Annotated in this window: 19 protein-coding genes; 7 read left to right on the top strand and 12 right to left on the bottom strand. The window is 65.0% G+C overall.

The window, feature by feature from the left end:
* Window positions 1-90: 90 nt before the first annotated feature.
* The 3 genes from BW981_RS06870 to BW981_RS06860 are packed head-to-tail and all read right to left on the bottom strand — an operon-like array spanning window position 91 to window position 2,965.
* On the bottom strand, window positions 91-1,080 hold the full coding sequence (locus tag BW981_RS06870; RefSeq protein WP_076437482.1) for a TRAP transporter substrate-binding protein: 990 nt from the start codon (window positions 1,078-1,080) through the stop codon (window positions 91-93).
* Window positions 1,081-1,106: 26 nt separating this feature from the next.
* Window positions 1,107-2,414: a TRAP transporter large permease gene (locus tag BW981_RS06865; RefSeq protein WP_076437480.1), complete on the bottom strand. Its 1,308-nt coding sequence runs from the start codon at window positions 2,412-2,414 to the stop codon at window positions 1,107-1,109.
* Window positions 2,415-2,416: 2 nt separating this feature from the next.
* Window positions 2,417-2,965: a TRAP transporter small permease gene (locus BW981_RS06860; RefSeq protein ID WP_076437478.1), complete on the bottom strand. Its 549-nt coding sequence runs from the start codon at window positions 2,963-2,965 to the stop codon at window positions 2,417-2,419.
* Between the two features lie 220 nt (window positions 2,966-3,185).
* On the opposite strand from BW981_RS06860, the gene BW981_RS06855 reads away from it, so the two are divergent.
* The 4 genes from BW981_RS06855 to BW981_RS06840 all read left to right on the top strand — a co-directional run bounded on the left by BW981_RS06855 (window position 3,186) and on the right by BW981_RS06840 (window position 11,206).
* The gene (locus tag BW981_RS06855) at window positions 3,186-6,785 is read left to right on the top strand and encodes a hydantoinase B/oxoprolinase family protein (protein ID WP_076437477.1); all 3,600 of its coding nucleotides are present in this window, start codon (window positions 3,186-3,188) and stop codon (window positions 6,783-6,785) included.
* A 224-nt stretch (window positions 6,786-7,009) separates the two neighbouring features.
* On the top strand, window positions 7,010-8,053 hold the full coding sequence (locus tag BW981_RS06850; protein ID WP_076437475.1) for a linear amide C-N hydrolase: 1,044 nt from the start codon (window positions 7,010-7,012) through the stop codon (window positions 8,051-8,053).
* A gap of 323 nt (window positions 8,054-8,376) precedes the next feature.
* Window positions 8,377-10,023, top strand: coding sequence for a methyl-accepting chemotaxis protein (locus tag BW981_RS06845; RefSeq protein WP_175624066.1), 1,647 nt, complete (start codon window positions 8,377-8,379; stop codon window positions 10,021-10,023).
* A gap of 91 nt (window positions 10,024-10,114) precedes the next feature.
* Complete coding sequence (locus BW981_RS06840; protein ID WP_076437472.1) at window positions 10,115-11,206, top strand: ATP-dependent DNA helicase; 1,092 nt, start codon at window positions 10,115-10,117, stop codon at window positions 11,204-11,206.
* 311 nt (window positions 11,207-11,517) lie between these two features.
* On the opposite strand, the gene leuD is transcribed toward BW981_RS06840, so the two are convergent.
* The 6 genes from leuD to kynA all read right to left on the bottom strand — a co-directional run bounded on the left by leuD (window position 11,518) and on the right by kynA (window position 15,486).
* The gene (gene leuD / locus BW981_RS06835; protein WP_076437470.1) at window positions 11,518-12,120 is read right to left on the bottom strand and encodes a 3-isopropylmalate dehydratase small subunit; all 603 of its coding nucleotides are present in this window, start codon (window positions 12,118-12,120) and stop codon (window positions 11,518-11,520) included.
* A 26-nt stretch (window positions 12,121-12,146) separates the two neighbouring features.
* The gene (locus tag BW981_RS06830; protein ID WP_076437469.1) at window positions 12,147-12,581 is read right to left on the bottom strand and encodes a metallopeptidase family protein; all 435 of its coding nucleotides are present in this window, start codon (window positions 12,579-12,581) and stop codon (window positions 12,147-12,149) included.
* A 4-nt stretch (window positions 12,582-12,585) separates the two neighbouring features.
* Entirely contained in the window at window positions 12,586-12,831 is a 246-nt protein-coding gene (locus BW981_RS06825; protein ID WP_076437467.1) for a hypothetical protein, read from the bottom strand.
* Window positions 12,832-12,854: 23 nt separating this feature from the next.
* Window positions 12,855-14,273 carry a 3-isopropylmalate dehydratase large subunit gene (leuC, locus tag BW981_RS06820; protein ID WP_076437466.1) on the bottom strand — a complete coding sequence of 473 codons (1,419 nt, stop codon included), beginning with the start codon at window positions 14,271-14,273 and terminating at the stop codon, window positions 12,855-12,857.
* 105 nt (window positions 14,274-14,378) lie between these two features.
* A complete protein-coding gene (locus tag BW981_RS23010; RefSeq protein ID WP_175624065.1) occupies window positions 14,379-14,552 on the bottom strand; it encodes a hypothetical protein in 174 nt (57 codons plus the stop codon).
* 85 nt (window positions 14,553-14,637) lie between these two features.
* Complete coding sequence (gene kynA / locus BW981_RS06815; RefSeq protein ID WP_076437464.1) at window positions 14,638-15,486, bottom strand: tryptophan 2,3-dioxygenase; 849 nt, start codon at window positions 15,484-15,486, stop codon at window positions 14,638-14,640.
* A gap of 97 nt (window positions 15,487-15,583) precedes the next feature.
* On the opposite strand from kynA, the gene BW981_RS06810 reads away from it, so the two are divergent.
* A complete protein-coding gene (locus tag BW981_RS06810; protein ID WP_139333655.1) occupies window positions 15,584-16,798 on the top strand; it encodes an aminotransferase class V-fold PLP-dependent enzyme in 1,215 nt (404 codons plus the stop codon).
* Between the two features lie 267 nt (window positions 16,799-17,065).
* On the opposite strand, the gene rplS is transcribed toward BW981_RS06810, so the two are convergent.
* On the bottom strand, window positions 17,066-17,461 hold the full coding sequence (gene rplS / locus BW981_RS06805) for a 50S ribosomal protein L19 (protein WP_076437798.1): 396 nt from the start codon (window positions 17,459-17,461) through the stop codon (window positions 17,066-17,068).
* A 207-nt stretch (window positions 17,462-17,668) separates the two neighbouring features.
* Between rplS and BW981_RS06800 the strand changes: the two genes are divergently transcribed.
* Window positions 17,669-18,454: an SDR family NAD(P)-dependent oxidoreductase gene (locus BW981_RS06800; RefSeq protein ID WP_076437463.1), complete on the top strand. Its 786-nt coding sequence runs from the start codon at window positions 17,669-17,671 to the stop codon at window positions 18,452-18,454.
* 50 nt (window positions 18,455-18,504) lie between these two features.
* On the opposite strand, the gene BW981_RS22490 is transcribed toward BW981_RS06800, so the two are convergent.
* Window positions 18,505-19,242 carry a hypothetical protein gene (locus BW981_RS22490; protein ID WP_139333654.1) on the bottom strand — a complete coding sequence of 246 codons (738 nt, stop codon included), beginning with the start codon at window positions 19,240-19,242 and terminating at the stop codon, window positions 18,505-18,507.
* A 1,255-nt stretch (window positions 19,243-20,497) separates the two neighbouring features.
* Between BW981_RS22490 and BW981_RS06795 the strand changes: the two genes are divergently transcribed.
* Window positions 20,498-21,559 (top strand): DMT family transporter, encoded by a 1,062-nt coding sequence (locus BW981_RS06795; RefSeq protein WP_076437461.1) that lies wholly within the window; start codon window positions 20,498-20,500, stop codon window positions 21,557-21,559.
* A 75-nt stretch (window positions 21,560-21,634) separates the two neighbouring features.
* Here the strand turns inward: BW981_RS06795 and BW981_RS06790 are convergent, their stop codons facing one another.
* Window positions 21,635-22,273, bottom strand: a complete 639-nt coding sequence (locus tag BW981_RS06790) for a VOC family protein (RefSeq protein WP_076437459.1) — start codon at window positions 22,271-22,273, stop codon at window positions 21,635-21,637.
* Window positions 22,274-22,797: the final 524 nt, after the last annotated feature.

The raw sequence follows: 22,797 nt of genomic DNA, 5'->3' as shown, positions 1-22,797 counted from the left end.
GCGCTCGTCATTCTCGGGCAGCGCCGGGGCGCCGACCCGAGAAGCGTTTGCAGGGGATGGTCGGGCCAAGCCCGACCATGATGCCCGTCCTCACATCTTCTTGTAGGCGTCGACGATGGCCTGCCCGTCGGCCCCGGCCTTCTTCAGCCAGTCGGAGGTGAGGGTCTCGCCGGCCTTCTTGAAGCCGGCGGCAAGCTCGGCGGACGGCGGCTGCACCTTCATGCCCTTGGCCTTCAACTGCTCCAGATACCAGCCGGCCTTCTCCTGCCACATCTTCCAGCCGCGTTCCTCGGCGCTCGCGGCGGCCTTCAGGATGGCGTCCTGCGTCGCCTTGTCGAGGGCGTTGAAGGCGGCCTTGTTGACCAGGGTCGCGTCCTTCGGGATCCATGCCTGCACGTCGTAGAAGTGGTCGAGCGATTCCCAGACCTTCGAGTCGTAGCCGGTGCCGCCCGACGACATGAAGGAGTTGACGACGCCGGTCGCCAGCGCCTGCGGCAGCTCGGCCGCCTGGATGGTGACGGACTGCATGCCGAGCAGTTCGCCGAGGCGGGCAGTGCCGACATTATAGGAGCGCCACTTCAGCCCCTTCATGTCCTCGATCGTGTTGAGGTCCTTCTTGGCGTAGACGCCCTGCGGCGCCCAGGGGACCATGAAGAGCAGCTTGACGCCCTGGGCATCGAGCTTCTTCTCCACCGCCGCCTTGGACGCGGCGTAGAGCTTCTTCGCCTGGGGGAAGCTGGTGGCGAGGAAGGGCACCACGTCGATGCCGAAGACGGGATCCTCGTTCTCGTGCAGCGACATCAGGACTTCGCCCATCTGGGCCTGGCCCGAGGCGACGGCGCGCTTGATCTCCGGGGCCTTGAACAGGACGGCGTTGGCGTGGACCGTGATCTGGAGCTTGCCACCGGTCGCCGTCTCGACGTCCTTGGCGAAGAGCGCGAGGTTCTCCGTATGCGGATTGTCCGCCGGGTAGGCGTTCGGCAGGTTCCATTTCGTCTGCGCCGAGGCCGGCGCCGCGAAGGCGAGCGCGCTCACCCCGATGGCGAAGGCGGCAGCGGTCAGTGTCCGACGATTGAGCATGTCATTCCCTCTCTGTTTATGATTGGTCAGCGGTCTGGAAAGGCGAGCTTGGGCAAGTAGAGCACGATATCCGGGAAGGTCGTGATGATGATCACGGCCGCGTTCAGGAGAAGGAAGAACGGCAACGCCGCCTTCGCGATCGTCATCGTGTCCTTGCCGCTCATGTTCTGCAAGACGAACAGGTTGAAGCCCACCGGCGGGGTGATCTGCGCCATCTCGACATGGATGACGAGATAGACGCCGAACCAGACGAGATCGAAGCCCGCTTCCTTCACCATCGGAAGGACGATCACCGCCGTCAGCACGATCATCGAGATGCCGTCGATCAGGCAACCCAGGATGATGTACATGAGGGTCAGCGCCAGCACGAGCATATGCGGCGAGAGCGACTGGCCCTTGACCCATTCCGCGAGCGCGGCCGGGATGCCGGTATAGGCCATCGCCGCCGTGCAGAAGGCCGCCCCGGCCAGGATCAGCATGATCATGCAGGTGAGGCGCGTCGCGCTCATCACGCTCTCGAAGAAGGTCGTCCAGGTCAGCGTGCCGCTCCACCAGGCGAGCAGCAGCGCGCCCGTGACGCCCCAGGCCGCGCATTCCGTCGCCGTGGCGAAGCCGAGCACGAGCGAGAGAAACACCGCGGCGATCAGCAGCAGGCAGGGCGCGAGCTTGGCCGACTGGCGGACCTTGGCCAGGAAGGGCATTGGCGGGTCGCGCGGCGGCACCTTGCCGGGGTTCAGCAGCGACCAGATGATGACGTAGCCCATGTAGAGCGCCATCACGAGCAGGCCGGGCAGGAAGCCGCCGAGGAAGACCTGCAGCACCGAGACATTGGCGGTGACGGCATAGACCACCATCGGGATGGACGGCGGGATCAGCAGGCCGAGCGTGCCGGAGCCGGCGAGCGTGCCGATGCTGATGCTCTCGTCATAGCCGCGCTTCTTCAGTTCCGGCAGGGCGATCTTGCCGATGGTCGCGCAGGTCGCGGCCGAGGAGCCGGAGACGGCGGCGAAGATGCCGCAGCCGACGATATTGGTGTGGATGAGGCGTCCCGGCAGCCATTGCAGCCAGGGCGCCAGCCCCTGGAACATCTGCGCCGACAGCCGGGTGCGGAACAGGATCTCGCCCATCCAGATGAAGAGGGGCAGCGCTGCCAGCGTCCAGGAAGCCGAGGCGCTCCAGACGGTCGTCGCCAGCACCTGGCCGATCGGGATGTCGGTGACGAGCACCATGGCGAGCAGGCCGACGAGGCCGAGGCCGACCGCGATCCAGACGCCGCTGGCGAGGATCACGACCAGGAAGCCGAGAAGGACGATGGAAAGAGCGGGAAGGCTCATGCTCAGACGCCTCCGCCCTGCGCGACGCGCTCGATCAGTTCTTCGGTGGTCTGCGGCGGCTCGGGCTCGTAGCTCGGCTTGCCGCCGCGCGCCACGATCAGCCACTCCTCGACGATGGCGATGAGCAGGATCGCGAGGCCCAGCACCATGCCCATCTGCGGAATCCAGAGCGGGACCGAGACGACGCCGGTCGACATGTCGAAGAAGCGCCAGGAATCGTAAGCGAGGCCGCCCGCCTGCCAGGTGAAGAAGGCGATGAAGGCGGCTGCGATGGTCAGTGAGACGAGCTCCGCGATGCGTCGCGCGGGGCCGTGAAGACGCTCCAGCAGCAGGCCGACCCGGATCATCTCGCCCTTCTTGAAGGTATGGGCGAGGCCGAGAAAGGCCATGGCGACAAGCGACCAGGCGGCGAAATCGTCGCCCGAGGGGACGTTGAGATTGATCTCGCGCCCGATCGACAGGAGCATCATCAGCGCGAAGATCGCGACGAGGAACACCCCGGCGAGGTAGCCCGCGGATAGATAGAGAAGGTCCAGGCCGCGCCTCAGCATGGGGCGGCCTCCCCGGCTGGCCCGCAAGCGGGCAGGCGCGGTTCGCTCATATCGCTCTCCCTTCGCGGCGCGTCACCGCGACATGGCCGTTGGCCCCTCTGCCATTATCCGGCCATAATCGGGATCGTAACGGCCGAAATCGGCTTGTCAACAGAACATCGACGATTTATCGATGAAACCTCAGCGAGGACAATTCCCGCTGGTTTGGATGGGGTAGGCCATGTCGGCGACACGCTGGGATTTCTGGATCGACCGCGGCGGCACCTTCACCGACGTGATCGGACGCGATCCTTCTGGCAAGCTCCATGCCAGGAAGCTGCTCTCGGAAAATCCCGGCGCTTATCGCGACGCGGCCGTGCAGGGCATCCGCGATCATCTCGGTCTCGCCAAGGGTGCGCTCATCCCCGCCGACGCGATCGGCGAGGTGCGGATGGGCACCACCGTCGCGACCAATGCGTTGCTGGAGCGCAAGGGCGACCGGACGCTGCTGGTCACGACGAAGGGTTTCCGCGACGCGCTGCGGATCGGCTACCAGGCGCGGCCCGACATCTTCGCCAAGCAGATCATCAAGCCCGAGCAGCTCTACGAGGATGTGCTGGAGGTCGAGGAGCGCGTGCTGGCCGACGGCGCCGTCGAGCGGGCGCTCGACGAGACGGTGCTGCGCGCCGCGCTGCAGGCGCAATACGAGGCGGGTTTCCGCGCCGTCGCGATCGTCTTCATGCATGGCTACCGCTTCACGGCGCATGAGCAGGCCGCGGCGCGGATCGCGCGCGAGATCGGCTTCCCGCAGGTCTCCGTCAGCCACGAGGTTTCGCCGCTGATCAAGCTCGTCGGGCGCGGCGATACCGCCGTGGTCGACGCCTATCTCTCGCCGATTCTGGGCCGCTATGTGCAGCAGGTGTCGGAGGAACTCGACGTCGCCCGCACGGGGGCGCGGCTGATGTTCATGATGTCGTCGGGCGGGCTGACCGCCGCCGAGCTGTTCCAGGGCAAGGACGCGATCCTCTCCGGCCCCGCCGGCGGCGTGGTCGGTCTTGCCGAGACCGGGCGCTCGGCCGGGTTCGACAAGGTGATCGGCTTCGACATGGGCGGCACCTCGACCGACGTCGCGCATTTCGACGGCGAATATGAACGCGCCTTCGAGACCGAGGTCGCCGGTGTGCGGATGCGCGCGCCGATGATGCTGATCCACACGGTCGCGGCCGGTGGCGGCTCGATCCTGCATTATGACGGCGCGCGCTTCCGCGTCGGGCCCGATTCGGCCGGTGCCAATCCCGGGCCGGCCGCCTATCGGCGGGGCGGGCCGCTGGCGGTGACCGACGCCAATGTCATGGTCGGCAAGCTGATCCCGTCCTATTTCCCGGCGATCTTCGGGCCGAGGCAGGATGAGGCGCTCGACGTCGAGATCGTGCGCAACAAGTTCGCGGTGCTGGCAGCCGAGGTCGGCGACGGGCGCTCGCCCGAGGAGGTCGCGGACGGCTTCATCCAGATCGCGGTCGCCAACATGGCCGAGGCGATCAAGAAGATCTCGGTGCAGCGCGGCTACGACATCACGCGCTATGCGCTGAACTCGTTCGGCGGCGCGGGCGGGCAGCATGCCTGCCTGGTTGCCGACGCCCTCGGCATCAAGACCGTGCTGCTGCATCCGTTCTCGGGGCTTCTCTCGGCCTATGGCATGGGGCTCGCCGAAATCCGCGCGACGCGGACGGCGGCGCTGGACGTGCCGGTCGATGGGCAGGCCGAGAGCCGGATCGCGGCACTGGCGGCCGGGCTGATCGCGGAGGCGAGCGCCGAGGTCGCGGGGCAGGGCGTTTCGGCGTCTGACATCGCGATCCACACCCGTGCCCATATTCGCTATGCCGGAACCGATACGGCCATCGCCGTTCCGGCAGGGCCGGAAGGGACGATGCGGCAGGCCTTCCAGGCTGCCCACAAGGCCCGCTTCGGCTTCATGGACGAAAGCAAGGGGCTGGTGGTCGAGGCGATCGAGGTCGAGGCGATCGGCGGCGGCGCGAAGTTCGAGGAGGACAGCGCGAGCGAGCAGGAGGGTCACGCGCCCGTCGCGGAGCGGACCCGTTTCTTCGCCAAGGGCGTCTGGCACGATGCGGCGGTGGTGAAGCGCGAGGCGCTGGCGCCCGGGCAGAGCGTTGCCGGTCCTGCGATCATCATCGAGCCGAACCAGACGGTCGTCGTCGAGCAGGGCTGGGCGGCCAAGCTGACGGCCAAGGACCATCTCGTCCTGACGCGGACCGAGGCGCTCGTTCAGCAGGCGGCGATCGGCACCAGGGCCGACCCGGTGATGCTCGAGATCTTCAACAACCTGTTCATGTCGATCGCCGAGCAGATGGGCGTGACGCTGCAGAACACCGCCTATTCGGTGAACATCAAGGAGCGGCTCGACTTCTCCTGCGCCGTCTTCGACCAGACCGGGGCATTGGTGGCCAATGCCCCTCACATGCCGGTGCATCTGGGCTCGATGGACCGTTCGGTGGAGACGGTGATCGCCAACAACCCGGTGATCAGGCCCGGCGACGTCTACTGCCTGAATGCGCCCTATAATGGCGGCACGCATCTGCCCGACATCACGGTCTGCACGCCCGTCTTCGACACGCAGGACAGGGACATCCTGTTCTGGGTGGCGAGCCGCGGCCACCACGCCGATGTCGGCGGCACGGCTCCGGGCTCGATGTCGCCGCTGGCGACGAATATCGAGGAGGAGGGCGTCTATATCGACAACTTCAAGATCGTCGACCAGGGCCGCTTCCGCGAGGACGCGCTGATCGCGCTGCTGACCGGGGCGCGCTATCCAGTCCGCAACGTCGTGCAGAACGTCAACGACCTCAAGGCGCAGATCGCGGCCAACGAGAAGGGCGTGGCAGAGCTGCGCAAGATCATCGGCTCCTTCGGGCTCGACGTCGTGCAGGCCTATATGGGCCATGTGCAGGACAATGCGGCCGAGAGCGTGGCGCGGCTGCTGACCAAGCTCCACGATGCCGAATTCACCTATCCGATGGACCAGGGCTGCGCGATCAAGGTGAAGATCACCATCGACCGCGACAAGCGCGAGGCGACCGTCGATTTCACCGGCACCTCCGAGCAGCGCCCGGACAATTTCAACGCCCCCGCGCCCGTCACGCGCGCGGCGGTGCTCTATGTCTTCCGGGTCATGGTCGACGACGCCATCCCGATGAACGCCGGCTGCCTGCGGCCGATCCGGATCGTGGTGCCGGACGGCTCGATGCTGTCGCCCCGCTATCCCGCCGCCGTCGTCGCCGGCAATGTCGAGGTCAGCCAGGCGGTGACGAATGCGCTCTTCGGCGCGCTGGAGGCGATGTCGGCCTCGCAGGGAACGATGAACAACCTGACCTTCGGCAATGACCAGTACCAGTATTACGAGACGATCTGTTCCGGCTCGCCGGCGGGGCCGGGCTTTGCCGGCACGGCGGGCGTGCATGTCCACATGACCAATTCGCGCCTGACCGATCCTGAAATCCTGGAGACGCGCTTCCCGGTGGTGCTCGAGGATTTCCACATCCGCAAGGGCTCGGGCGGCAAGGGGCAGTGGGCCGGCGGCGACGGCACCAGCCGCACCATCCGCTTCCGAGAGACGATGGACTGCGCGATCCTGGCCTCCCACCGCAGGGTGCGCCCGTTCGGGGCCGCCGGCGGAGAGCCAGGCGAACTCGGCCGCACCCTCGTGCGGCGGCTGTCGGGAGCGGTCGAGGAACTGCAGCCGTCCGACCAGACGCTGCTGCAGGCGGGCGAGGCAGTGACCGTGATCACGCCGACGCCGGGCGGATATGGGAGCGTGAACGGATAACGAGGGGCTGGCCCTGCCGCACCGGATGAAGCGTCCGTCGAGCAACGACCGGCCGGCTGCAGACGCCTCATGCGCAGCGGCAGGCAAGGAGCCCTGCTGCTCGCGGTTAACCGAACGGAAGGTCCTGCTGTGACAGGAAAGGGGTCGAAAAGCAGACCATGGCTTTCCTGAAATCCTGATCCGCCCCTGCCATTCGGCTTCGGTGTCCCCTGGGAGATCGTCTCATGAAGAAACTGCGCGCCATCGGCTCGATCGCCTGCGTTGCGATCGCGCTGGGGAGCGTTGCAGGCAATGCCTGCACGCGCTTCATCTATGAGACGGGGAACAAAACCTTCGCCGTCGGCCGTTCGATGGACTGGATGGAGGACCCCAAGACCGACCTGTGGGCCTTTCCCCAAGGGATGAAGCGGGATGGCGGGCTGGGTCAGGGGTCGCTGAGCTGGACCTCGAAATATGGTTCCGTGATTTCGTCGTTCTATAACGTGGCCACCGTCGAAGGCATGAATACCGCCGGCCTGGTCGCTAACACCCTTTATCTTGCCGAAGCCGACTACGGGGACGCCAAAGCCGCTGGCAAACCGCTCATGTCGATCGGCGCATGGACGCAGTATGCGCTCGATAACTTCGCCACCGTTGCCGAGGCCGTCGATGCGCTGTCGAAGGAGCCCTTCGCGATCGTCGCGCCGACGCTGCCGGATGGCAATGCGGCGGGCGGGCATCTCTCCCTCGCGGATGCGACGGGCGACAGCGCGATTTTCGAGTATGTGAAGGGCAAGCTCGTCATTCATCACAGTGCGAAATATCGAGTGATGACGAACTCGCCGCCCTTCGACGAGCAACTGGCGATCTCGACCTACTGGAAGAACATCGACGGCCTGTCTTTTCTGCCTGGAACGATCAACTCCTCCGATCGATTTGTCCGGACGAACTGGGCTCTCAACGCAGCGCCCAAGGAGAAGGATAATCGCCTGGCGATCGCCACTGCCTTTTCGCTGATCCGCAGCATATCGGTGCCGCTTGGTCTCGCTGAAGCTGGAAAACCGAATATCGCAGGCACCATCTGGCGGTCGGTTTCCGACATCAGCAGCAAGCGGTATTATTTCGAATCGTCCTATAATCCCTCGATCTTCTGGGTCGACCTCGACAAGCTGACGCTTGCGGCCGGTTCGAAGCCGGCCCGTCTCGATCTCACCAACCATCCGATCTATGCCGGCGAGGTGTCGGGCAAGTTCGTCGCCGCCGAACCGTTCAAGTTTCTGTCGCAGTAGCTGGGCACGAGAGCGGATCGTCGCTGCGCTCGACATGCGCTGCGCGGGGGCTTGAGCGGCGAGGCCATTGCGTCGATCTCTGACCCTGTACCAGGCCGAAGGCTGTGAACGCGCTTTTCGGCTCGCTGGCGGTCGCCTCGCAAGGCGCGATGACCACCCAGGCCAGCGGGAACCTGTCCGACATGCAGCTAAACCGGCTAATCGACTGATTTCGCTTATGTTGCCGTCGCGTCATTAACTTCGTGTTCGTTCGCTTCTGCGAAGACGCCTCGGGACGGGGGCTATGACTGACGATGCGGCGACTGGGACTGACGGCGAAGATCATGTGTCTCTTCGCGGCTCTGAGCCTGGCTGCCACAGCCGGGCTGGTGAGCGTGCTGCTCGGAGGCGCCGAGGTCCGCAGCATCGATCGACAGGCCTTCTCCAGCATGGCGCTTGCCGGATCGGCCTCGCTGCTCGCAAGCCGCGTCGCCCATGCCTCGCTGCTGGCGCGCCTCGACGCCGATTCCACGAGCAGCGAGATCACCGCCGCGCTCGAACAGATCGATGCAGCCACCGAGCTCGTCGATTCCGCCCGTGCCCAGTTCATCAGCGCCATGCCGGCTGAGCTGCGCGAGAGGAATCCGACGCTCAATGCCCGGGTCCAGACCTTCATCGCCTTTCAGCGAGGCCTCGTCGATATCGGCCGGCGCGTTTCGGTGAAGGCCGCCTTGCTCGAAGCGCAGGCGGAGGAAGCCCGACTGAACGCAACGCAGATCATCGCGGCGACATCGGCGATCCGCGACCAGCTTGGCCTGGATGCTTTCGCAACGACGACGCTGGCGACCAGCCGCGCCGAAGGCGTGCGTTTCCGCATCCTCGTCCTGGCACTGCTTCTGCCGCTTGCCACGGGGGGGCTCGCCTTCTTCGTCCTGCGCCGGCATCTGACCCGGCCCCTGCGGGCGATCATGCAATCGATCCGCCTGGCGACCGCTTCCTCCGCGGTGATCGAGGTGCCGTATTGCGGGCGCTCGGACGAGATCGGCGAACTCGCACGGACCGTCCGGCAGCTCAGCGAAACCCGCGCGACGCTGGTGACGCGGGAGACCGAGGCGGAGCTGGCGCGCGACCATCAGCAATCCCGCAGCCGCGAGCTGGCCCGCATCGCCGACGAGTTCCAGTCCAGGCTCGGTGTCCTGCTCGCCGAGATCGGCGAGTCCAGCGAGACGCTTCGCGCGGCGCTGCAGGACGCCGCGGTGCGGGTGACCCAGGTCTCGAAAAGCTCCGACATCGCCGCGGCCTCCGTCAACGGTGCGGGCGCGGATGCCAACCGCACGGCCGAGGCCGCCCTGCAGATGGAGTTCGTGGTCGGGCAGATCAGCGCCGAGGTCGAACGGGTTTCGACCCTTGCCAGCGCGGCAACGCAGCAGGCGAGCGGCACCCACGCGCTGGTCGAGCAACTGACGAACAAGGCCGGCCAGATCCGCGAGGTGATCGCGATGATCGAGGAGGTGGCCCGCCAGACCAATCTGCTGGCGCTGAACGCGGCGATCGAGGCGGCGCGGGCCGGGGTCCACGGCCGGGGCTTCGCGGTGGTGGCGGCCGAGGTCAAGACGTTGGCCGGGCAGACGGCACAGGCCGCCTCGGTGGTGCAGCGGCGCATTGCGCAGGTGGACGACGCGCTGTCGCAGGCCGCGACGGCGATCTCGACAATCGGCGCCGGCATCGGCAATGTCGAGCAGGCGGCGACGGAGATCACCACCATGGTCGGCTCCAACGCGAAGCTGCTCGGCTCGCTGGGCGACACCGTCTCGCGCATCTCCGACGTCACCGGCACGGCGGCGATCGCCATGGCCGAGATCGCGGAAGCCAACATGCAGTCGGTCACCCAGGCGGATATGGGTGCGCTCAGCGCGCGCGATCTGGTGCAGCGGATCGCGGCGCTCCAGACGGAGGCCGGCGCCTTCGTCGCGAGATTGCGCGCCGCCTGAGGCGCGCGGCCGCCGCCGATGTCTCCTGTGGTCTTGCCTTCGGCGCGCGACTCGGCCCCATCTGCGGCATGTCCCTTCGCATGATCTTCCGATGAGCTGGTCGGTCCAGCAGGATGGAGCCCTGTCGGCCGTGGCGCGCTGGCTGCAGGCCGGCTCGCCGCAGGTTTTCCGCCTGTTCGGCTATGCCGGCACGGGCAAGACCACGCTCGCGCGCCATATCGCCGAGGCGGTGGACGGAGACGTCGTCTTCGCCGCCTATACCGGCAAGGCCGCGCTCGTCCTGCGCAACAAGGGCGCCGCCGAGGCGCAGACGATCCATTCGCTGATCTACCGTTCTCGCGGCGTCGACGAGGAAAGCCCGACCTTCGTCCTCAACCGCGAGAGCACGGCCGCAAAGGCCAAGCTCATCGTCATCGACGAGTGCTCGATGGTCGATGAGGAGCTGGGGCGGGACCTTCTCTCCTTCGGCACGCCCGTGCTGGTGCTGGGCGACCCGGCGCAGCTGCCCCCGGTGAAGGGCGGTGGCTTCTTCACCGAGCAGGAGCCCGACGTGATGCTGACCGAGGTCCACCGCCAGGCGGCGGACAACCCGATCGTGCGGATGTCGATGATCGTGCGCGAGGGTGGCCGGCTCGAACTCGGCGAGTACGGGCCGAGCCGGGTGATCCGACGGGCCGAGGTCAATCCGGAGATCGTGATGGGCGCCGGCCAGGTGCTCGTCGGGATGAACAAGACGCGGCGCAACTACAATGCCCGCATCCGCCAGCTCATGGGCCGCACCGAAACCAATCCGGTGGCAGGCGAAAAGCTGGTCTGCCTGCGCAACGACAAGAGCAAGGGGCTGCTCAATGGCGGCTCCTGGATCGTGCAGGAGATCAAGACCTCGAAGAAGGGGCTCGTCACCATGCGGGTGACCCCGGAGGACGATGCCAAGGGCAAGGCGGTGAAGGTCTCGGTGCTGCCGAACTTCTTCGACGGCACCGAGGAGGAGATTCCCTGGGAGCTGCGCAAGCACACCGACGAGTTCACCTTCGGCTATGCGCTGACCGTGCATAAGTCGCAGGGCTCGCAATGGGACGACGTGGTGCTGTTCGACGAGAGCTTCGCCTTCCGCGAACACCGGGCGCGCTGGCTCTATACCGGCCTGACGCGGGCGGCCGAGACGATCACGGTGGTGGTCTGAAGGCGGCGATCGGCGCCGACTGACGCAACTGTCATGAACGGCTTCGGCTTTTCGCCATCGTCACGATCACGCCGATCCTGCCGCCGCTCACAGCGGAGGCTTTCGCCCGTGGCTGGAACCGAGGACGTCGTGGCGAGCGGGTTTTCTCAGCCGCGTCACCGCAGGCGATGGCTGTCGCTCCGCCGGCTGCTGCGCCCCGCCAGGGGCTGGTGGTGTGAGCCCTCTGCGGCCTCACGACGATCTGGTCATCCCGGGTCAGGCCCGGGATGACCAGGTGGCTCCGAGCAAAGTCTGCAGCGCGTCCTCGCGCCTCAAGCCCATTCGCGCTGCTTGAGCTTCTCTTCGAACGCCTCGATCTTCGTGGCCTTCTCCATGGTCAGGCCGATATCGTCGAGACCGTTCATCAGGCAGTGCTTGCGGAACGGGTCGAGCTCGAAATGGATCTCGCCGCCGTCCGGACCCTTGATGGTCTGGTTCTCGAGGTCGATCGTCAGCGTGGCGTTGGAGCCGCGCTCGGCGTCGTCGAACAGCATGTCGAGCTGCTCGGGCGTGACCTTGATCGGCAGGATGCCGTTCTTGAAGCAGTTGTTGTAGAAAATGTCGGCGAAGCTGGTCGAGATCACGCAGCGGATGCCGAAGTCGAGCAGCGCCCAGGGGGCATGCTCACGCGAGGAGCCGCAGCCGAAATTGTCGCCGGCGACAAGGATTTCCGCCTTGCGATAGGCCGGCTGGTTCAGCACGAAATCCGGGTTCTCCGAGCCGTCCTCCTTGTAGCGCATCTCCGAGAACAGCGCGGTGCCGAGGCCGGTACGCTTGATCGTCTTCAGATACTGCTTGGGGATGATCATGTCGGTGTCGACATTGACCACCTTCAGCGGGGCGGGGGTGGAGGTCAGGGTGGTGAAGGGCTGCATGGTTCTCGTCCTTGCTTGAGGCCGGCTCAGCCGGCCGCCTGTTCGATGGCTTCCATATCCTCGTCGGAGAAGCCGAAATGGTGGCCGATCTCGTGGACCATGACGTGGGTGACGATGGAGCCGAGGCTCTCGTCGTGCTCCGCCCAGTAGTCGAGGATCGGCCGGCGATAGAGGTGGATGGTGTTCGGCATCTGGCCGGTCTGCGGTCCGAAGCCCTGTTGCGGCAGGCCGACGCCCGAGAACAGGCCGAGCAGGTCGAAGGGGCTTTCCGCCTCCAGCTCCTTGAGGACGTCGTCCTCGGGAAATTCGGTGACGCTGAAGATCACATCGGCGCAGAGCGCGCGGAATTCGTCCGGCAGGCGGTCGAAGGCCGCTTGCGCCAGAACCTCGAACGCCTCCAGCGACGGCGCCTTCGCGCCATCCCAGTCGATGTCTGCGGCCGGTGTCACCGAGGCCTCCATCGCGTCACCAGAATTTGAGCTGATGGCCGAGCCACCAGCCGAGCACGACCACGCCGAGCAGCGAAAGCCCGCGGCCGATGCGCCGGCCCCAGAGCTCGATCCGGTCGTTCTCCGGCGCGTCCGCGCCGGCGAAGTGATCGGCCGCCCGGCCCATCGACGAGCCGAGCATGGTCTCGCTGTCACGCTTGACGCGTGCCAGCGCGTCTTTGGCCTCGGCGGCGCGGGCGGAGTCGCGGGGATCGTTCGACATGGCGTTCTCCCCGCGTCTTCGCGTCAGCCCAGCGTGCGCACGTCGACGAAGTGGCCGGTCAGGGCCGCCGCCGCCGCCATGGCGGGCGAGACGAGATGCGTCCTGCCCTTGAAGCCCTGCCGGCCCTCGAAATTGCGGTTCGAGGTGGAGGCTGCGCGCTGGCCGGGCTTGAGCTGGTCGGGGTTCATGCCGAGGCACATCGAGCAGCCGGGCTCGCGCCATTCGAAGCCGGCGGCGATGAAGATCTTGTCGAGGCCTTCGGCCTCGGCCTGTTCCTTCACCAGGCCGGAGCCGGGGACGATCATGCCGTAGTCGAGGCTCTCATGGAGCTTCTTGCCTTCGACGATCTTCGCGACGGTGCGCAGATCCTCGATGCGGCCATTGGTGCAGGAGCCGATCCAGATCACGTCGAGCGGGATCTCGGTCATCTTCGTGCCGGCGGTGAGGCCCATATACTCGAGCGCGCGCTTCTTGGAGGCGCGCTTGACCTCGTCCGCGATCAGCTCCGGATCGGGCACCGCGCCCAGCACCGAGATGACGTCCTCAGGGCTCGTGCCCCAGGAGACGATCGGCGGCAGGTTGCCGGCGTCGAGCTTCACGATGCGGTCGAAATGCGCGCCCTCGTCGGTGCGCAGCGTCTCCCAATAGCGGACGGCGGCGTCCCAGGCGGCGCCCTGCGGCGCCTTGGGGCGGCCCTTGAGATAGGCGAAGGACTTCTCGTCCGGGGCGACCATGCCGGCGCGGGCACCGCCCTCGATCGACATGTTGCAGACCGTCATGCGGCCTTCCATGGATAGGCCGCGAATGGCCTCGCCGGCATATTCGATCACCGAGCCGGTGCCGCCGGCGGTGCCGATCTCGCCGATGATGGCGAGCGTGATGTCCTTGGCGCCGACGCCGGGCGCGGGCGTGCCGTCCACCTGGACGAGCATGTTCATCGCCTTCTTCTGGATCAGCGTCTGGGTCGCCAGCACATGCTCGACCTCCGAGGTGCCGATGCCGTGGGCGAGGGCGCCGAAGGCGCCATGGGTCGAGGTGTGCGAGTCGCCGCAGACGATGGTGGTGCCGGGCAGGGTGAAGCCCTGCTCGGGGCCGACGATGTGGACGATGCCCTGGCGCTTGTCGAGCTCGTGGAAATACTCGACGCCGAAGTCCTTCGCGTTCCGGGCCAACGCCTCGACCTGGATGCGGCTTTCCTCTTCCTGGATGCCCTTGGAGCGGTCGGTCGTCTGGATGTTGTGGTCGACGACGGCGAGCGTCTTCTCAGGGCTGCGGACCTTGCGGCCCGTCATGCGCAGGCCCTCGAAGGCCTGCGGGCTCGTCACCTCATGGACGAGGTGGCGGTCGATATAGAGCAGGCAGGTGCCGTCATCCTGCCGGTCGACGACGTGGTCGTCGAAGATCTTGTCGTAGAGGGTACGGGGCGCGGAGGTCGCAGTCATGGCTTCGTCTCGGTCTGCATGAATTGATTCTTGAAAGCGAGAAATCCGGCAGGGCCGGCTCGATGTCACGGATCGCCTGTCGCCGGCCGCGCGAAGCGGCCGGTCTCAGGCGCCGGTAAGGCCTGCGGCAATCGAGGCGGTAAAGCGGCCGAAAAAGCGCCAGGGCAGGCGGGCATGGTCATGCAGCGCGACGAAATCCTGCGTCGTCGGCAGAGGGGGCAGATGGCCCTCTCCCTGCACGGCGCAGAAGCGCTGGAACGGATGCACGCATGGCGTCATGGCCCAGCGTGTAGCAGTTCCAAAGAGGCGCGACAATCGGCGCAGGCGCAACCGTCGCATCGCAGCGATGCAGGGCCCGAGGCCGTCACAGCTCGCTGCGCAACTGCCAGAGCTCGGGGAAGAAGGAGCGCTCCAGCGCCGTGCGCAGGAACCTGACGCCGCTGGACCCGCCGGTGCCGGTCTTGAAGCCGATGATGCGCTCCACCGTCTTCATGTGGCGGAAGCGCCATTGCTGGAACTGGTCCTCGACATCGACCAGCTCCTCGGCGAGTTCGTAGAGATCGAAATGGGTTTTCGTGTCGCGGTAGATCGAGAGCCAGGCGGCCTTCACGGCCTCGTTCGCGGCATGCGGCACGCTCCAGTCGCGCTCGATGCAGTCGGCCGGGACCGGCAGGCCGCGGCGCGCCAGCAGGCGCAGCGCCTCGTCATAGAGGCTCGGCGCGTGGAGGAGCGTCTCGAGATGGGCGTGATGCTCGGGATGGTGGCGATGCATCGCCATCATCCGCGGGTCCTTGGCGCCGAGCCGGAATTCCAGCGCGCGGTACTGGTAGGACTGGAAGCCCGAGGACTGGCCGAGCGTGTCGCGGAAGGCGAGGTAATCGGCCGGCGTCATGGTCGAGAGCACGTCCCAGGCGGCGACGAGCTGCGACTGGATGCGCGAGACGCGGGCCAGCGACTTGAAGGCCGGCTGCAACTGGTCTGACCGGATCGCCGCCATGGCGCCGTCGAGCTCATGGGCCGCGAGCTTCAGCCAGAGCTCCTGCACCTGGTGGATGGTGATGAAGAGCAGTTCGTCAGGGGCGTCGCTGAGCGGCTTCTGGGCGGCGAGCAGCATGTCGAGCCCGAGATAGGAGCCGTAATCCATCCGCTCCTTGAAATCGGTCTGCATGCCAGCCTCGATCCGGCTGCCTTGCTCGCCCGTTTCGCGTTCCATCGCGCTGCTCCGACGCGGCGCCTTGACGAAAGGTCGGCGCCAATTATTTTAAGCTTAAAGTATTTTGAGGCGCGGGCAAGGTTCGGGGCGAGCGGCGATGCAAAGCGATGCGATCTCGACCGGAGGCGGCCTGCCGGGAGCGGCGGCGCTGGACCTCACCGCCGCCTTCTCGCAGTTTCGGCAGAACTGGCCCGCGCAGCTGCATTTTGCCGCGCACAGCCACCATTTCTGGCCGGACGTGACCCGCGAGGCCCAGCTTCGCTGCTGGGACGATGCGGCCCGCCTCGTCGACGGCAAATGGGAGGAGGTGCTGGGGCCGGTCTGGACGAAGGCCGCGACCGGCATCGCCAGGCGCCTCAACCTGCCGGGCACCGACGGCCTCGTTCCCGCCAACAACACCCATGAGTTCGTCAACCGGCTGATCTCCTGCCTGCCGCGGGGGCGCACGCCGCGCATCCTGACCAGCGATGCCGAATTCCATTCCTTCCGCCGCCAGATCGAGCGGCTGGCCGAGGAGGGGCTGGTGGCGCTGACGGTCGTCCCGGCGGAGCCTTTCGACACGCTGCCAGGGCGCATCGCCGAGGCGGCCAAGGCCGGCGCGCCCGACATGGTCTTTCTCAGCCAGGTGCAGTTCAATTCGGGCCATGCGCTGACCGATCTGGACGCCCTCGTCGAAGCCGTCTCCGCGCCCGGCCGCCTCGTCGTCATCGATGGCTATCACGGCTTCATGGCCCGGCCGACGGACCTCTCCGCCATTGCCGACAAGGCGTTCTATCTCGCCGGCGGCTATAAATACGCGATGGCGGGGGAGGGCGCCTGCTTCCTGCACTGCCCGCCGGGCTTCGCGCCGAGGCCGCGCGATACCGGCTGGTACGCCTCCTTCGGCGCGCTGGCGGGGCCGCAAGGCGAGATCGGCTATGCGCCGGGCGGCTGGCGGTTCATGGGCGCCACCTTCGACCCCTCGGGGCTCTATCGCATGGCGGCGGTGTTCGACTGGCTCGACGGGCAAGGGCTCGACGTGCCGGCGATCCATGGCCATGCCCTGGCCCTGCAGGAGCTCTTTGTCGCCGGGATCACGCAAAGGCCCTGCGGCATCCTCGCGCCCGGGCATCTGGTGCTGCCGCTCTCGCAGCCGGCGCGGGGGAATTTCCTGACGTTCCGCCATGCGGATGCGCCGGCCTGGCATGAGCGCCTGGCGCAAGCGGGCATCACGGTGGATCTGCGCGGCGACCGCCTGCGCGTCGGCTTCGGCCTCTACCAGAATGCCGGCGACGTGGCGTTGCTGCTGGAGAGACTTGCCGGCCTGGCATGATCCGAGAGCATGCTGGTTCTCGGAACCATGCCGTCATCCTGGGCTTGCCCCGGGATCCATCGGAGAGCTCCGCAACTCCATGATGGATCCCGGAGCGGCGCCGCTCCGCAGCTTGTCCGGGATGACACCCCGTTTCCTCGAAAAATCGGCACGGTCTAGGTCCGGCCAAAGCCGTTCCCTCGGAGGCCCATCGGCCCTTGGTCAACGCCAACAAAAAACGCGGCCCCGAAGGACCGCGTTTGAAATCTCTTCGGCTGATGCCGGAGCTTACTTGGCCGCGCCCTTGGGGCCCTTGGCCGGACGAGCCTCGACGCGCTCGGCGATACGGGCCGACTTGCCGCGACGGTCGCGCAGGTAATAGAGCTTGGCGCGGCGCACCTTGCCCTTGCGGACGACCTTGATGGAATCGAGGTTCGGCGAGAAGAGCGGGAAGACGCGCTCGACACCCTCGCCATAGGAAATCTTGCGGACGGTGAAGCTCTGGTTGAGCCCGCCGCCGTTGCGGGCGATCACGACGCCCTCATAGGCCTGCACGCGCGAACGCTCGCCTTCCTTGACCTTCACGTTCACCTGGACGGTGTCGCCCGGCTGGAAGGGAGGAATGGTCTTGCCTTCGCTGAGCTTGGCAATCTGCTCGGCATCGATCTGCTCGATGATGTTCATCAGTCTCTCCATTGCCGTGATCGCGTTTGGACACGCGGGCGTTACGGCGCGCTGTTTTCAGTTGAGAGCGCGGCCATACAGGAGAGGGGGGGCTTTGTCGAGCGGCAAAGCGCGGGCGGCAAGCTGCGCGGGACCCGGCTTGCCCCTCACGCCGATCGCCATTTAAGCCTCTGGCCAATGGTATCACATCAGCTCGGGAAACGCTCCATGCCTGCCTCTGCCAAGGTCGTCCTCGTCACCGGCGCCGCGCGCGGCATCGGGCTCGCGACAGCGAAGCGGTTTCTCGAAGATGGCTGGCGCGTCGCGCTGCTCGATATCGACGGGCCGGCGGTGGAGGCGGCGACGGCCGGGCTTGGCGCGGGCGAGTCGGCGCTGGCGCTGACCTGCGACATCGCCCTGCCGCAGCAGGTCGAGGCCGCCTTCGCCCAGATCGTCGCCCGCTTCGGCCGTCTCGACGCGCTGGTCAACAATGCCGGCACGGCGGTGTTCAAGCCACTGCTGGAGACAACCTATGAGGAGTGGCAGCGTGTGCTGGCGGTCAATCTCGGCGGGCCGTTCCTGGCGACGCAGCTCGCCGCACCGCTGATGGCCGACCAGGGCGGCGGCGCCATCGTCAACATCACCTCGATCTCGGGCCTGCGCGCCTCCACCCTGCGCGTCGCCTACGGCACGTCGAAGGCGGCGCTGGCGCATCTGACCAGGCAGCAGGCGGTGGAGCTGGCGAGCCTCGGCATCCGCGTCAATGCCGTGGCGCCGGGGCCGGTCGAGACGGCGATGGCCAAGGCCGTCCATTCGGCCGAGATCCGCGCCGATTACCGCGACGCCATCCCGCTCGGACGCTATGGGCTGGAGCAGGAGCTGGCGAATTCCATCCTGTTCCTCTGCTCCGACAAGGCGAGCTACATCAGCGGGCAGGTGCTCGCCGTCGATGGCGGCTTCGACGCGGCCGGCATCGGCCTTTCGACGCTGCGGGGAGAGCGGCGGAATCTGTGAGGGTAGCGGCGGTTCGGCGGTTAGGGTGGTGGCCCGTAGCGGACCTAGACTCACTTTGGCGGCGGCCAACCCTGCCTGAAATCGCTGGAAGTAAGAGAATTCGCGAATGGGGTTCCTGGGCGATAGGAGCCGTATTTCTCGCCGTCCAAGTGACCGTTATAGTGCGGGCCAATCAGCCAGGGCAAAATCTTGACGATCACTTCCGTCGCAGGATCGCTCGTCGTCGTCAGCGTGACATCCCGTAGACGCACCCCAGCACCAAAACTTGCCGGTAGGTCTCGTGGATCGACGGACTCTACCGATGCAGGCACGGAGATATCGCGAAATCGTACCATCAGCGGCATCTGCTCGGGCCTTAGCTGCGCAGAAAGGCTCTCTGTGCGGTAGCGCGGAGCATCATCAGGTATGTTGCCGGGGCGTCCGTCTGTCGCTCGAAAAACGTGGAAAGCTATGCCATCAGCCGATGATGCGTAGTTTTTCATTGGATTGCCCTTAAGCAGAACGAAAAGAAATCCTCGTTGCCCAAGGTTAACCGCAACCGCCTCTCCTTTGATCGAGCTAGACCAGCTTGTGCTTTCCCCGAATTTTAGCTGCTTTTGCTCCGTGAGCCTAACAACGCTTGAGCCTGTCTTTAACCCCTCTGGTGTTTCCACGTTCACCGTAAGGCGATACCCGAAGGTGTATCGGGGGAAAGCCGTGATCCAGCAGCCTGTAACGGCAACGGCGACCAGCAACAGCAAACCGCCCAAGACGCCAAAATATCGAGCCAGAGCGGCAATGATACCCACGTTATTGCCTCTCCGAGCCACGAGCCCTCCCGGGGAGCATACAATCCCCGATTTAAGGGCGGGCTAATTCGAATCGGCAATTTCGGCTAATGGCCCGTTGCGGACATTCCCGCCGCCATTGATAGTGTGCGGCACCGCACCCCAGCTTCGTAGGGAAAGCAGATGGAAGTCGTCGTGGTTTGGAGCATGCTGATCGGGAATGAGGCACACACCCCTCTCACCGACCGGCTTTCCGTCACCATTACCGACAATAATTTAGTTGAGGCAGCTTAGACCGATTCTTAAAGCAGCATTAGAAAATATAAAACTATCACCTTTGAGTGTTAGTCGATGGCAAAACGAAAAGATTTCAGCAATGGTTACATAGAGCACTTCAATCCGGAGCCGACGCGATTCGTCATATCGGCTAATTTTCATAGATTATTGCTGTATATTGCATTCATCGCATTCATTAAGATTTTCGATGTAAAAAATTACGGCAACGTCATTAATTTCGCTACAATATATATTGTAGCTAATTTACTGCATAGCTTATTAGTTTCACGCACAATATACTATATAATTACATCAAGATCTGTTAATATATCTTATCCGAATTACTTTTACCTAAAAAGAAAACGACATAGGCCCTTTTTTCAAAGGTATAGACCTGATGAAGTCGAGTTCGTATATGATTACAGGTTTTTATCCATTGTATCGATTTTGAATTTCAATTTACTTGGAAAACATTCCAAAGAATTTCTATTTGGAAAAAGAATAGGAATTGATATTGATTATAATGAAAATCGAGAAAACTTTAAATATTATACTAAAAAGTCCAATTTTTTGTTCCCTCGCCATCTAACAATAGGTATGAATTTAAGGAATACTTTATTCGGGGTCAAAGAGATGGATCGCTTATCTCAATTGCTCATGCATATGAAGCTACGTTCCTGAAAAGACCGCTTTCTCAGAACTTATTGTCCTGAAGGGTTCGTTGATTTTGGCATAGTCGAAGGCGAAGGCTGAAGCCGAATTCGGTGCAGTTCAGGTAGGTGAAGATAGGCATCCGGGGCTGGGACTAATACGTCGCGATCGAGCCGGAGCGTCAAGGCGCTAGTTAAGGGCGGGCGGCGATCAACCCCGCTGAGGACTGGCTTCTGGCCCGAGGCATATGGAAGCTGAACTTGCTCCGCTGAGGTCTGCTACCGGCCCACTGCAGAAATTCGGGAGGTCCGCTCTCAGGCCCCTGATGAAACCCTGCTAAAGTCGCGCGATGAAACACGCCCATTCGCATCTCTGGCCAGGAGTGCCGCTGGCGCTCGTTTCGGCCGTCCTATTCGGGGCCTCGGCCCCGTTCGCCAAGCTGTTGCTCGGTGAGTTGTCCCCGCAACTGCTCGCCGGGGTGCTCTACCTTGGTGCAGGCGTTGGTCTGGCGGTCGTGCATGGTAGCCGGGCTGCACTCGGCATCCCGGCTCCGGAGGCTCCCCTGCGTCGTCATGATCTGCCGTGGCTGGCGGCCGTGGTGCTGTTCGGCGGACTAGCTGGGCCACTTCTGCTGATGCTGGGGCTCTCGCACACCTCTGCTGCTTCCGGATCGCTGCTGCTCAACCTCGAAGGGTTGGCGACCATGCTTATTGCCTGGGTGGTCTTCCGGGAGAACGTGGATCGGCGGCTGCTTCTGGGAGCCTTCGCCATCCTCACGGGCGCAGTCGTTTTGTCGTGGGAAGGAGGAGGCGTGCGCCTTGATGCAGGGGCGGCTCTCATCGCGGCGGCCTGTCTGGCCTGGGGCATCGACAATAACCTGACGCGCAAGCTGTCCTCAGCTGATCCGGTGGTGACGGCCACCATCAAGGGGCTGACGGCGGGCAGCGTGAACGTCGCTATAGCGCTGCTGCTGGGCGCGTCCGTGCCACCTGTGGCGACGGTCGGTGTGGCGGCCGTGGTCGGCTTCCTGGGCGTTGGGGTGAGTCTCGTCCTGTTCGTGCTGGCGCTGCGTCACCTCGGCGCGGCGCGCACCGGGGCCTATTTCTCGCTTGCTCCCTTCATCGGCGCGATGATCGCCGTCACGCTGCTGCACGAGCCAGTGACAATGCAGCTTGTCGCGGCCGGTCTGCTGATGGGAGCGGGGCTATGGCTGCACCTCGCGGAGCGGCACGAGCATGAGCACGTCCATAACGTGATGGAGCACGAGCACGTCCACGTCCACGACGAGCACCACCAGCATCATCACGACGGACCTGTCACGGAGCCGCACTCGCACTGGCACCGACACGAGCCCCTGACGCACACCCATCCGCACTATCCCGACCTACATCATCAGCACGATCACGCCTGAATGGTCGGATGCGGCGTCGGCTTCAGGACGGAAGGTCGAGGTATGGTTGCAGCCCAAAACCGGCCGTCTCGCGGGTCAAGAAAGCTCCTTCAAACCCGCAGGAGTCTCGACATGGGCCCGATAGCGGAATTCCGGGCCCTGTCGGATCGTCAGCATCGGATCGAGGCCGATCTCCTTCAGCCGGATGGAGATCGCGTCGGCGTCGGGATGTTCGAGCGAGAAGGTTTTCAGCCGCGCGCCCAGGTCGGCGATATTTGCCATGGACCTAGCCTTGCCTCGCCGGTCGATCAAGGAGGGAACGGCCCCGTCCAGGGGCAGCGAGCCGTCTTCGGGGATTGCGAAATCGAACGAAGGATCAGCGGCGGGCAGGGCGACCTTCCTGCCGAAGACGGCCTCACGTCCCCCGAGCACTTCGTCCATACGGTCGACTCTGGCGACCCAGCCCCGCAAACGTTGTCCGGCGTCCCATTCACGCCTGACCTTTTTGGGGTCGTTCAGGCCGAACCAGCGCGCCGTTTCACGCGGATCGGCATCGGGGTCGAGCGCCACGATTTCCAAATAGATTGAACCCCCAAGTTGAAGAAGATGATTGCAGGAGCCCATGCCGACATGGCGTTGGCCGAAGGGGACATCGAGGTCGAGGCACGCGCGAACGTGCCGCACGCCTTCATCCAGGTTCGGGGCGATCACGGTGAGATGGTCGAGTGTCAGCATATCCGAACGGAAGCATACCCTTCGTTTCGCTGTCGACCCATAGCCGACCCGCAAAAATGCGCGCCGGAACTTATCCCCGCTCCCCGCAGCGCATTTATCCTCGCGTCCGTCCCGCCCGACCAAGGGGGCTTCGCGAGGCATCGTGCGGCCGGGCTGGATGCGGTGTTTCGGGTTTTGCGCCATCATGCGGGTGGCCTTGATCCGGAGGGGTTCTCGCCGCCGGGCCGAACAGGCAGGCCCGGTTTCGCCCTGGCGAACAACCTCACAAGACAACCGCGCGCGGGGTTTCGGGCGGGGCCGGCAGGCGCCGCATCGACTTCGACACTCGACATCGACATCGGCACGCGGCCAAAACCGCGCGCCGCCCTTAACCCCGCGCATCCCCTTGGGATCGCCCCATCCGAAACCCCGCGGCGACAGCCGGACGGGGCTTTCGGTGCACGCTCTCTCAGCTTCTCCCAGAGCGCGCGTCATCCCGGGCGAAGCCCTCGGGTCCGATCTGCGATCGGCCCAGGGATAAACTC

The sequence above is a fragment of the Allobosea sp. TND4EK4 genome (genome assembly GCF_900156025.1).
In the GTDB taxonomy this organism is placed as follows: Bacteria; Pseudomonadota; Alphaproteobacteria; order Rhizobiales; family Beijerinckiaceae; genus Allobosea.
Note: the sequence above shows the minus strand (reverse complement) of the source record. Positions and strands in the feature narration are given on the sequence as shown.

What these genes read in the sequence shown, in the direction of transcription:
- BW981_RS06870 (WP_076437482.1), bottom strand. Translation starts at nt 1,080, where the DNA reads ATGCTCAATCGTCGGACACTGACCGCTGCCGCCTTCGCCATCGGGGTG.
- BW981_RS06850 (WP_076437475.1), top strand. Translation starts at nt 7,010, where the DNA reads ATGAAGAAACTGCGCGCCATCGGCTCGATCGCCTGCGTTGCGATCGCG.
- kynA (WP_076437464.1), bottom strand. Translation starts at nt 15,486, where the DNA reads ATGGAACGCGAAACGGGCGAGCAAGGCAGCCGGATCGAGGCTGGCATG.
- BW981_RS06840 (WP_076437472.1), top strand. Translation starts at nt 10,115, where the DNA reads ATGAGCTGGTCGGTCCAGCAGGATGGAGCCCTGTCGGCCGTGGCGCGC.
- BW981_RS06830 (WP_076437469.1), bottom strand. Translation starts at nt 12,581, where the DNA reads ATGGAGGCCTCGGTGACACCGGCCGCAGACATCGACTGGGATGGCGCG.
- BW981_RS06795 (WP_076437461.1), top strand. Translation starts at nt 20,498, where the DNA reads ATGAAACACGCCCATTCGCATCTCTGGCCAGGAGTGCCGCTGGCGCTC.
- rplS (WP_076437798.1), bottom strand. Translation starts at nt 17,461, where the DNA reads ATGAACATCATCGAGCAGATCGATGCCGAGCAGATTGCCAAGCTCAGC.
- BW981_RS06800 (WP_076437463.1), top strand. Translation starts at nt 17,669, where the DNA reads ATGCCTGCCTCTGCCAAGGTCGTCCTCGTCACCGGCGCCGCGCGCGGC.
- BW981_RS06810 (WP_139333655.1), top strand. Translation starts at nt 15,584, where the DNA reads ATGCAAAGCGATGCGATCTCGACCGGAGGCGGCCTGCCGGGAGCGGCG.
- BW981_RS06845 (WP_175624066.1), top strand. Translation starts at nt 8,377, where the DNA reads ATGTGTCTCTTCGCGGCTCTGAGCCTGGCTGCCACAGCCGGGCTGGTG.
- BW981_RS23010 (WP_175624065.1), bottom strand. Translation starts at nt 14,552, where the DNA reads ATGACGCCATGCGTGCATCCGTTCCAGCGCTTCTGCGCCGTGCAGGGA.
- leuC (WP_076437466.1), bottom strand. Translation starts at nt 14,273, where the DNA reads ATGACTGCGACCTCCGCGCCCCGTACCCTCTACGACAAGATCTTCGAC.
- BW981_RS06790 (WP_076437459.1), bottom strand. Translation starts at nt 22,273, where the DNA reads ATGCTGACACTCGACCATCTCACCGTGATCGCCCCGAACCTGGATGAA.
- BW981_RS06855 (WP_076437477.1), top strand. Translation starts at nt 3,186, where the DNA reads ATGTCGGCGACACGCTGGGATTTCTGGATCGACCGCGGCGGCACCTTC.
- BW981_RS06825 (WP_076437467.1), bottom strand. Translation starts at nt 12,831, where the DNA reads ATGTCGAACGATCCCCGCGACTCCGCCCGCGCCGCCGAGGCCAAAGAC.
- BW981_RS06865 (WP_076437480.1), bottom strand. Translation starts at nt 2,414, where the DNA reads ATGAGCCTTCCCGCTCTTTCCATCGTCCTTCTCGGCTTCCTGGTCGTG.
- BW981_RS06860 (WP_076437478.1), bottom strand. Translation starts at nt 2,965, where the DNA reads ATGCTGAGGCGCGGCCTGGACCTTCTCTATCTATCCGCGGGCTACCTC.
- leuD (WP_076437470.1), bottom strand. Translation starts at nt 12,120, where the DNA reads ATGCAGCCCTTCACCACCCTGACCTCCACCCCCGCCCCGCTGAAGGTG.